At 40.8% G+C, this 9,358-nt stretch carries 10 protein-coding genes and 1 pseudogene; 4 read left to right on the top strand and 7 right to left on the bottom strand.

Features of this window, described 5'->3' with window-relative positions:
* Positions 1–82: 82 nt before the first annotated feature.
* The 4 genes and pseudogenes from R7O12_RS23065 to R7O12_RS23050 form a co-directional block, all read left to right on the top strand.
* Positions 83–178, top strand: a pseudogene (locus tag R7O12_RS23065) (RES domain-containing protein); the annotation flags it as partial.
* Positions 179–221: 43 nt separating this feature from the next.
* Positions 222–497 carry a nitrogenase-stabilizing/protective protein NifW gene (locus R7O12_RS23060; protein WP_005398559.1) on the top strand — a complete coding sequence of 92 codons (276 nt, stop codon included), beginning with the start codon at positions 222–224 and terminating at the stop codon, positions 495–497.
* A 185-nt stretch (positions 498–682) separates the two neighbouring features.
* Complete coding sequence (locus R7O12_RS23055) at positions 683–1,111, top strand: PaaI family thioesterase (RefSeq protein ID WP_005398557.1); 429 nt, start codon at positions 683–685, stop codon at positions 1,109–1,111.
* Positions 1,112–1,446: 335 nt separating this feature from the next.
* Entirely contained in the window at positions 1,447–1,698 is a 252-nt protein-coding gene (locus R7O12_RS23050; RefSeq protein ID WP_005398555.1) for a DUF2999 family protein, read from the top strand.
* 138 nt (positions 1,699–1,836) lie between these two features.
* On the opposite strand, the gene R7O12_RS23045 is transcribed toward R7O12_RS23050, so the two are convergent.
* The 7 genes from R7O12_RS23045 to R7O12_RS23015 form a co-directional block, all read right to left on the bottom strand.
* Positions 1,837–2,544, bottom strand: a complete 708-nt coding sequence (locus R7O12_RS23045; RefSeq protein WP_169629191.1) for a helix-turn-helix transcriptional regulator — start codon at positions 2,542–2,544, stop codon at positions 1,837–1,839.
* Between the two features lie 107 nt (positions 2,545–2,651).
* Positions 2,652–3,533: a hypothetical protein gene (locus tag R7O12_RS23040; protein WP_005398319.1), complete on the bottom strand. Its 882-nt coding sequence runs from the start codon at positions 3,531–3,533 to the stop codon at positions 2,652–2,654.
* Entirely contained in the window at positions 3,523–5,907 is a 2,385-nt protein-coding gene (locus R7O12_RS23035) for a fimbria/pilus outer membrane usher protein (protein WP_031780705.1), read from the bottom strand. Before R7O12_RS23035 ends, R7O12_RS23040 begins: the two co-directional genes overlap by 11 nt.
* Positions 5,908–6,007: 100 nt before the next feature.
* Complete coding sequence (locus tag R7O12_RS23030) at positions 6,008–6,697, bottom strand: fimbria/pilus periplasmic chaperone (protein ID WP_005398315.1); 690 nt, start codon at positions 6,695–6,697, stop codon at positions 6,008–6,010.
* A 2-nt stretch (positions 6,698–6,699) separates the two neighbouring features.
* On the bottom strand, positions 6,700–7,407 hold the full coding sequence (locus R7O12_RS23025) for a molecular chaperone (RefSeq protein WP_005398312.1): 708 nt from the start codon (positions 7,405–7,407) through the stop codon (positions 6,700–6,702).
* Positions 7,408–7,482: 75 nt separating this feature from the next.
* Positions 7,483–7,983 carry a hypothetical protein gene (locus R7O12_RS23020; RefSeq protein WP_005398310.1) on the bottom strand — a complete coding sequence of 167 codons (501 nt, stop codon included), beginning with the start codon at positions 7,981–7,983 and terminating at the stop codon, positions 7,483–7,485.
* A 77-nt stretch (positions 7,984–8,060) separates the two neighbouring features.
* Positions 8,061–8,567 carry a hypothetical protein gene (locus tag R7O12_RS23015; protein ID WP_005398308.1) on the bottom strand — a complete coding sequence of 169 codons (507 nt, stop codon included), beginning with the start codon at positions 8,565–8,567 and terminating at the stop codon, positions 8,061–8,063.
* Between the last annotated feature and the right edge of the window lie 791 nt (positions 8,568–9,358).

Genomic DNA, 9,358 nt, shown 5'->3' with positions numbered 1-9,358 from the left:
ACCCAAACGTTTTTGATCTATAAACTGCATATGTTTCTTCAGATCTGGTAAGTCAAGATACCTCGGTGAACGCTTACATAAAAACGACGTTGTGACTCCCAATCATCCTAAGAAGAAAGAGATCGTCAAGAAGGCTGAAAAGCTTGATTTCGCGTTTAATCCTCGCATTTTTAAGTAGAAAAGATGAAAATGAAAGGTGTGATTCAAGAGGTGAAAATAGAATGCCTGAGAATTCTATTCAAGACAAAATCGCTAGCTTTAGCTGCATAGAAGAAGCGTTCGACTATTTTGAGATCGAGTTCGACAGCCGCTTCATTGATAATCATCGAACCGAACTCGTCAAGCGATTTAACGGCTACTTAATCCTGCAAAAGCCAGATGACTGGTTTTCTGCTCGTCGCGCACTGAAGAGCGCCTACTGTAAAGTCCAACGTAGTTTGTTAAGTAAAACCACCCGCTCAGCGTGCCGTGGTTGTACCTCTTGTCAAAGACGGTAGGGCGCAGTACGCCAAGTATTCACGTACCCAAATCAGCTCGAAAGATAAAACAGACCGTATATGCCCTGGATCCCGCACCTTGATGACCATTGGTAACCACAGTGTTGTGCAAACAAAGATTACTCATCATTTCTTTAAATGTAATTGGCATATGCTAATTACTTGTTTGAATATGAGTTGTCATTATGTCCAGAAATCGCATGTCTCACATTACCCACCAATCTCATTATCAATGTGCAGTGTGTTCTGCAACCGACGCGAATCCGAACTCTTTAGCCGTTGCGTATCAATGTTTACCCGATCATTCCGTTGTCGCAGAATTTCATGTTCTGCCGCGTCATCAAGGGTATACCGGATTATTACATGGCGGCATCGCAAGTGCTCTGCTGGATGGCGCGATGACGCATTGTCTGCTGTTTCAAGACGTTGAAGCACTTACCGCACAGTTAGATGTTCGCTATCATGCTCCTATTGAGCTAGATGAGCGAATCAAAATAACGGCTCACTGTGAGCGTGAAAGACATGGTATTTATCAGCTAGTCGCTCAGTTACAAGTCGACAATGTCGTGAGAGTAACGGCCAAAGGTAAGTTTATTTGTCCTAAAATGAAATAACGAGTTACGTGGGTGTCGTGCTCAGTGGTAAACTGTTAGGATCTGTTGACCTTTCGAGCTGATTTTTGCAGCAATTTATGGGTTCTTTATACAAGGCAGAGACTTTGATGTGTCGCTAGTCTACATGAAAAGCCGATAACGCCGTAGAAAGGAGCCACAAATGCTGCCCGAAGGGTTCGGCTAAAAGCGTTTTATCCTTTGTTGAGGTGTATTTGCTTAGAGTGACTAGGCGACATACACCTCGCCTCGTCTAAAATGCTTTTATCTCGAACAAAATTTAACCGCGAAAGATAAACAGACCCTAGCCCATTTTAAAAGTATTTCAAGGTAATTTGATGAACCCGATTCTTGCGATGTTGAAAGACAATAATATCAGTGACGAGAAAATCAACGAGCTATTTCATGCGTTAACTCAAAACCCTTTGGCAGCCATGGCAACAATCAGTCAACTGGGGCTACCACAAGATAAGCTTCAGGCATTGATGGGGCAGGTAATGCAAAATCCTGTGCTTATCAAAGAAGCAGTAGAAGAATTAGGTTTAGATTTTTCAAAAGTGGTTGAAGTAAAAGAGAAATTGCAGCAATAGCGCGCAGTTGTTGCGATAGTGAATAAAGCAATGATAAACAAGAACCGCGTAACTCAAAATTAATTGTCTGGAGAATAGCTATTAAATTTCGAAGATTAGGCCTTTCCTCCTTGAAATTAGCATATGAGCAGTGATAAGTTAGTGCTTAGAGCTATTATATGAAGAATAGTCATAAATAAAACGTGCCTTCTTAATGGCCTGTTTACGGTTGTTTACATTCATTTTTTTGTATATGTTGTAAAGATGTGTTTTCACAGTGCTTTCTGCGATAAATAAATCTTCAGATATTTCAAGATTTGATGCACCTTTGATGAGGCGTTTAAATATTTGAATTTCTCTTTTGGTTAGATTAGTACTAGCCTGTGTCACTTGTAAATTTAGTGCATAAGGGCGAATTTCGAAGAGCATCTGTGTCATTACTTTTCTTGGTAGCCACAGATCTTCGTCACTGACAGTTTTTAGACAACGTGTGAAGTGCTCTATAGGTGCATCCTGATAGATAAGTCCTTTCAAATTCAAGAAATGCATTAATTGCATTTCTGCTAATGCCTTTTCTCCAATTTCTTTAGGAACATCGTAAATTATCCATTTGTTGGACAATATGTTTGTTAAGCTTACATTGTTACCACTAAACTCCACTATGTTTTGATAACTAATAAGAACGAGATCAGAGCTAATGATCTCTTCAGATTTAGTGATCTCTTTCGAGCATTTTTTTTCTAAGGAAAAATAGCCAGTTTTTTCTATTTCTTGTTGTATAAACTGATTGGAAATTCCGTTATCACTAACTAGAAGTATATGCTTGCTATTTCTATTACTATTCTTTTTTGAGTCGATATTTATCATGATAAACTACCATTGACATTTATTATACTTATTTTCAATATATCAAATGTAGATAACAGTGCCGAATTTTTCCAATATATTATTAATAATTTTAAAGATAGCACACACTATGGTTGTTGTGATAGGTTAGGTTCGATAAATATCTGTAACATATCTTTGTATTGACCTCCTGGCTTTTCCGTCGCGTCACCAATAATAAAGCTCAAAGGAATGGGCTGCCCGATCGTCGCAGCATCACGTTGAATACGTGCATCAGTATGTTTTAGGTTTATATTATCGTTGTCGAAGATAAGCTGATAGGGGATGTCCCATCTGGGGTCATTTGATTCGTGGCGCAATGCACCTTGATGTGATGACTCCAAAACAACTGTGTAGGCAGAGTTACTTTGTACCCATAGATTTGGCGAGGAGTTGATCACTTTGTTTGAATGTAACGTTCCTAAGTCAAGGTCATAGTGTGGTTGTGATAATCCGTAAAAATGAATTTTCGCCGCGGATGGTACATCTACAGTGACAGGAAGCAAGGTAGGACTTATTTCTATCTTGCTGTCTCCTTGTGCATAAGACGTTGCAACTTCTAAAACTCCTCGATAGCTCCCTGACGTTAACCATTGTTTACCGGGAAAGCGCATTTGTACGGTTGCAGTAGGTTGGTTCTCGGTCAAAGTAAAGCGCCATTGATTAGCTATTGTGTTACCTGATTGTCCACTCCACTCGAAAAAAAGCGGCTCTTGACGGCTACTTTTCAGTGATTTACTTGTATCGTCAAGCTGTAAAGCTAAGTTAAGCTCGCAGCCCTCACCAATAATATTTGCACTCACGCGATAGGTATTGATAGTTGCAAAACTACTGTTATTGAAGACATCGTATTTTGCTTGTGTTGATGCTGGTTGGATAGACAGAGAGTTAGCTTCACAAGCCCAAACAGAAGGTATATTAGCCAATGGTAGCAAGAACAATGCGCTCCGCTTTAGTTGTTTAATCGACATATAACTCTCCTAATCTGATCAAGGTGTCACTTCGTTCACTAAGATTAATAACTACCGACTCTTGCTCTTTAGTATCAAGAACGAGTTTGTATTGTCCCGGTTTTAATCCAGAAATAGCAAAAACCCCACTACGGTTTGTAAAGAATTCAATCGGTTCTTGCTGTGTTTTACCAAGGTACTGGGCAAAGCCCGCAACAAGTGAAATAGGGCTGTTACTTTGACGATCGAACAGCTTACCAATGACGGTTAATACCGCATCAGAACCAATTTGAAGTTGAAATCCTTTTTTATAGCCAGGTTTAACCCAAAAAGCGCCTTCTCCGAGATCGTAACCGGGTGGTAAATTTTCCACGTCGTATCCGATCACTTGGCTGTTATAGGCCACAAGGTCAGGAACCAACGCAGAAGCGTCTTCATAAAGATAGACGCGTGCTTGCTTACCGTCTCGGGTAGGGTCGATGGCAACGTCGTTCTCTGCAAGGCTTTCATGTTTATTAATGATGGCAAACGCTTCTCGAACGGGTCTTCCTAGTGTCACTGATGACCCTGCAAATGCAACCGCACTACTAAGCTTAAGATCGGTGCTATGATTTCTCGTATTATCACTGATGCTCTCAAGGCGAGAGGTGTGACTCGCGCTTAATTCGTAGCGGTTTGCCGTATAGTTAACCCCAAGATTAACATCTGCGTCAGTCTCTTTGTTATTAATGGTACTGGCAAATGCAGAAACACCGCCAGTGCTTCCAATATTATTTTGATAACTATAATCTAAGGCACTTTCATTGAGTTCTGTTGAATAACGACCAACGACACGTGTTTGTTTGCTGAGTGGCCAACTTAAGGTGAAAGTCGTGCTAATGTCATCGCTCCCCCTCTCGTTATTCTTATAATTAACACGAGCGCTCCACGTGGCGGGTGTATCGAATAATCTTGCTGATAAGCTGGGACTTACAATCCAATAATCGTTTTTTTTATCAACGCCAGCTCGATAATTTAGAGTAACAGCCGCGCGTAATGAACGTGAAAGATAGATGGATCCAAAAGCACTAGCATAATGAGTCGTTAAATTAATATCACTGCTTGATGCTTCATAGGCCGACACTCCACTGAAGCTATTACTTAAATATTCATAACTGAAGCTTAATTGTGGCTCTAGTGAGTTTGATTTAGAAAATTCGGCATCGAATGCCACTTTATAAGCGTCACCGCGGCCATAAATCGGATGATCACTCTGTGAAGCGTTTAATTCAGTAATGCCTAGTTTAGAAGCGAAAAGTGCGCTAGCACCATATTGGTATAGGTTTTCACGGACTTGAGAATTAACTCCTAAGGTTAACCAAGGTGAGACACCAACATCGAGATAACCATGAAAAATACGCTCATCCGTGAGGTATTCTAATTGTCTATTTTGGATTTCTGATGGAACGCCATACATGATACTATATTCGAATTCGCCACTGTTTAATAAATCATTACCGGTCGCAATCGAAAATTCAATGCGTTCTTCATTTCCTGAACGATCAGTAATAACAAGCTCAATATCATTGCTTCCTTGTGCTAGTGGAATATCACTGAGATTATAACTACCTGCCCCAAGGGTTAACCTTTGTACAGGGATGCCATCGATATACACATCGACATTAGATGTACGTTGGAGTGTGAAGGTTTGACTTGCGCGAGGGCGTACATTTTTGGTTGGTATAAGCGTGAAGTCACGCGTCACACCAACTCCTAAAATGTCAGTTCCATCTTGAAAGGCTTGACCACTGTTGTACATATCACCTATTACTATTCGAGTGCCTTGTTGAGGGTAATCGATGTTAAGGCGTGTACCCTCCCTAACGTAGCTTGAACCAGTTAGAGAACCATTTTCTATAAAGGATTCATATTCAAAATTAAGCATGCTTACATTCAATGCTGAGTCGAATCGGCTGCGATATAGACTTTCTCGAGCAGAGTCTTCGTCGACAAACTGACTTTCATTTGCAGAAAGTGACACATTCACATAGCCACTTAAAAGGCTTGGCTGCGCATAATTATATAAATTTCCCGCTTCGCTCATTGATAAATTTTGAGTCAGGCTGAATTGTGGTGGGATCGTCAAAACACATTCTAATGAAGCAAAATCGAAGGTTAAACCTAGCCCTGTTTGTGCGAAGTGCTGCTGAGACAATACGTTATTACCACTAGATTCCCTCAACGCATTCATTACCTCTTGCGTTACAACTGACGTCAGGAGAGATAGGGTGTCCTCTTTGGGTAATAAAATTTGGTTGTCTGCCGTAATGGTGATGTCTGCTTCACCTAATATGGTATCACTGACCCTAAGCAAAGATGTTAATTGAATATCTCGGCCAGTCGGATTAAGCACCATTTCTTGGCAGTGGGCAGCAGGAATTATTATGAATAGAACAGAGCAGCACATGAATGTGAGACTATTCAACCTGCGCATCAACTTAAAAATCTTTAAAAAGTCAGTTTTCATAACCATGATAAACGCCAACGGGTAATTGATTCGAAGAAGAATGTACAGTAATAGTAGAATGTGGTGGGACAAATTGCTCACCTAACGTCTCAAGCACGACTTGATTAAAGTCACCATGAAGACTGTCAAACCTGAGTAATGAGGTGAAAGTGAATCGATTCCCTGAGTTAGTGAGCGTTAAACTACCATGTTCACCAATATGTAACTTTACGTCCGGTTGAAGAGAAGAAGAGTGGACGTGTAATAGTGCGTTGTAGTGGATCTTTAGATTAATCCCAGTAGATAAACCATTCACTTTTTCGACTTGCGTACTCTTTCGATCAATATTGGCGGTGCTAAAGCGAATAAAGTAACTTTGGGACACGTCGAGCGCCACTTTGCTTAGCCATTGTATTCTAAATGTTTGACGCTTTCCGGGCGCAAGCATTGCTGCGGGCGGAAACACCAAAATGTCTTCATTTGGTGAACTAGACGTTTCAAACGTACCATCAGGCGCAAACGTCAAACGCCGAACGTTGGCTTCAAGTGCGAGCGTTTTAGTTGAGTTATTGGAAACTACCAATTGCGAAGTTAGCTGATGATCCGTATTTAGCTCAATGACAGTTGGAGAAAGCGTAATTCCAAACGCTTTAGTATAGATAAAGCACACCATCACACCGGCTAATAAACGCCATTGCATCGCTACTTCTCCTGTTCAATATCAATGGATAGTGTACGAATATTGAAATTCTCAAGTGGTAACATTTCAAGGATACGTTTGGAGTGGGGCAGCACTAACGTCCCTGGGATACGTTGTGCGATTTCGTTTCCTTTCAAGTACGTTGACTGAGTGCCATCGGACACTTTCCAGGTCGTGTTAGTTAATCGTCCGTAACTGTTACCGTTATTCAGTACTTCTAGAACCCAATTATCTTTGTCGTTTTGTTTTATACTTGTCACGGCAAACTGGGGCGAGGTATTTTGCGGGCGAACATTGATGAGCGTGTTAAACCGAAGAAGCAAACTCACTTGGCCTTGGTTGCTGCTCGCTCGTTCCACTTTAACTTGTTTAACCGCAACCCGGTACGCTCTAGATTCAGTGATGGAAGGGTCGCCTAAGTACCGAATCATAACCGATTGTGCACGGCCTGGCTCTATAATGGCAGTGACGGGTATGACCAATAATTCTTCATCCGCTGGTTCGATGGTCTCGTTACCATATTCATCCATGGTCATAAAGTAGGGTTGCAGTTCTACCGTCAATGGCACGGTAGAGGTATTCTCTACCCGCATTGTCATTTGAGCACGTTTCCCTAATGGTGCCATCTCGGCAGACATCGGTTCTACTTTAAACGCATGTGCGAACATACACGTAAAGGACAAAACGAAAAATGTGAACCAACGAGTCATAGTAGTAAGCTCCATCAAAAAAATCTTACATGAAAAGAAAGGAGGAGGCGAAATGCGCCCCCTCATTTTGTACGTTTAGTTTGAGGTGATATTCACAGTTAATGTGTCAGAGTAGCCACCAGCCCAAGGGGATGTTTCAGTAGTAATAATGTCAATCGATGCACCTACACCGCTCGCCAAAGTGCCTGAACCGCCATAAGATTGAGAGGCTGAAACATCGTTTAGACCAGGGCCACCCGGTGCGTTCAATGTAAAGGATGCTAAACCACCACCAGGGTTAAATGTTGCATCATATTTTAGAGCAAAGTCTTCATTATCATCCGACTCCAAACCACCTTCAGCACTGGTCATAGTAACGGTGGCACCATCTGCATCATTACATTTCAAATTCAGACCACCTACAGTTACGCTTTGAATTGCTGAGACGTTTCCAAAGTCAATTAACTGTGTGGCAAGGCCAGTCACTTCACAAACAGGTGATACATAACCAACTAATTGAACATCACCAGGAGCAGCGTGGGTGTTAGCACCAAAAATAGCGGTAACAGCAGCTGCACAGAGTGTTAACTTTTTCATAAGAAATTCCTTTAACTTTTAATTGTTGGCTCGATTACGGCTGAGCGTATGTTGCCCTGCAGTTATTTGCAGAGTTCCTACTTTGTCACGCTATGAATTGAAGGGTAGACTTCAATTTCAATAACGTCTTGATAATAACCGGCATAAAGCAAGTTATTTTCGAGCGTTACCCTAAGTACTCCTCGTTGAGTAAAGGGAATAACACCAGAACTGTCTATCATTACGGGCGACAGCAATTGTCTACTAAGCCGACTTTCATTTAATTGAAGCTCATCGACTTGCAACGATAGTTCGTAATTTTCAATTAATTCAACGCCCTGATGTTCATATTTAAGGCCACCATATTGAGAATTGATGGTGATCCCCAAAGGGCGATTGCAATATAGTGAGAAGGGCAATGATTGCGTCTTCTGCTCAGAAAAGGCCATCACATTGCCTGATAAAAAATTAATTTCACAACGATCTTTAATCTGTCCTGCCAATCCCATGGTTAGAGTGTTTGAACGTACACAGAAAGGGAGTGATAGGCACACAAACATAAATGTTGTCACGAATCCACGAAGAGTAAAAAAATTTTCAGTCATTTACTCGCCCTCATCTATTCAATTACATTCACATTCGTTGTTGAACAATTCAAACTATAGAAACTAAAGACTTTGGCGTAGTAGTAAAAAAAGTTGATTCTGAAAGGAAAGTAGGAGATTTGGTATGAGTTTGGTTAAAAGAAATGAGTCCGTTTTTTCGCAATAGGTTGATATAAAGCAAGTTGTATTTATTGAGGTTAAAAGTCAGCGAATAATGAATATTTTACTTATTGTAAATGTCTGATTTATAAACTAGCAGCAGGTTTCGATGCTTTAGCGAAAGAAGAATGAAAGACATACGAGGGACTGTTTTATCTTTCGTGGTTAAATTTTGTTCGAGATAAAACGCTTTTAGCTGAACCCTTCGGGCAGCATTTGTGGCTCATTTCTATGACGTTATCGGCTCTTCATGTAGGCTAGCTATACTTCAAAGCCTCTGCCTTGTATAAAGAACCCACAAATAGCTGAAAAAAATCACCGCGAAAGGTCAATAGACCCAAGATAGCGGTATGCGTTTACGATATGTTTGCAGGCAACAAATTGCTAGTACAAAAATGGAGTAGGAATCGACAATTCTGATATTAATTCATACAAATGGGTGAATTTATCTCCACTCAGTTGATAAATAAAATATTTTTTGTTGACCTAAGATTATTATCCTTTAAAGTACGCCTCGTTCTCACGGCAAAGACCGATGAGGGTGGTGTTACCATCGTAAGTGTTCACCAAGCCCCTATTGACAGAAAAAGTGTGACACTCAGCACTTGATCCATTCTTGGCTATTGAGTGAT

It is taken from the genome of Vibrio sp. Vb1574, from assembly GCF_033338675.1.
Note: the sequence above shows the minus strand (reverse complement) of the source record. Positions and strands in the feature narration are given on the sequence as shown.

Excerpts from the sequence above, each read along its gene's own strand:
- R7O12_RS23045 (WP_169629191.1), bottom strand. The coding sequence starts at position 2,544 with ATGATAAATATCGACTCAAAAAAGAATAGTAATAGAAATAGCAAGCAT.
- R7O12_RS23020 (WP_005398310.1), bottom strand. The coding sequence starts at position 7,983 with ATGAAAAAGTTAACACTCTGTGCAGCTGCTGTTACCGCTATTTTTGGT.
- R7O12_RS23040 (WP_005398319.1), bottom strand. The coding sequence starts at position 3,533 with ATGTCGATTAAACAACTAAAGCGGAGCGCATTGTTCTTGCTACCATTG.
- R7O12_RS23055 (WP_005398557.1), top strand. The coding sequence starts at position 683 with ATGTCCAGAAATCGCATGTCTCACATTACCCACCAATCTCATTATCAA.
- R7O12_RS23060 (WP_005398559.1), top strand. The coding sequence starts at position 222 with ATGCCTGAGAATTCTATTCAAGACAAAATCGCTAGCTTTAGCTGCATA.
- R7O12_RS23025 (WP_005398312.1), bottom strand. The coding sequence starts at position 7,407 with ATGACTCGTTGGTTCACATTTTTCGTTTTGTCCTTTACGTGTATGTTC.
- R7O12_RS23035 (WP_031780705.1), bottom strand. The coding sequence starts at position 5,907 with ATGGTGCTTAATCCGACTGGCCGAGATATTCAATTAACATCTTTGCTT.
- R7O12_RS23015 (WP_005398308.1), bottom strand. The coding sequence starts at position 8,567 with ATGACTGAAAATTTTTTTACTCTTCGTGGATTCGTGACAACATTTATG.
- R7O12_RS23030 (WP_005398315.1), bottom strand. The coding sequence starts at position 6,697 with ATGCAATGGCGTTTATTAGCCGGTGTGATGGTGTGCTTTATCTATACT.
- R7O12_RS23050 (WP_005398555.1), top strand. The coding sequence starts at position 1,447 with ATGAACCCGATTCTTGCGATGTTGAAAGACAATAATATCAGTGACGAG.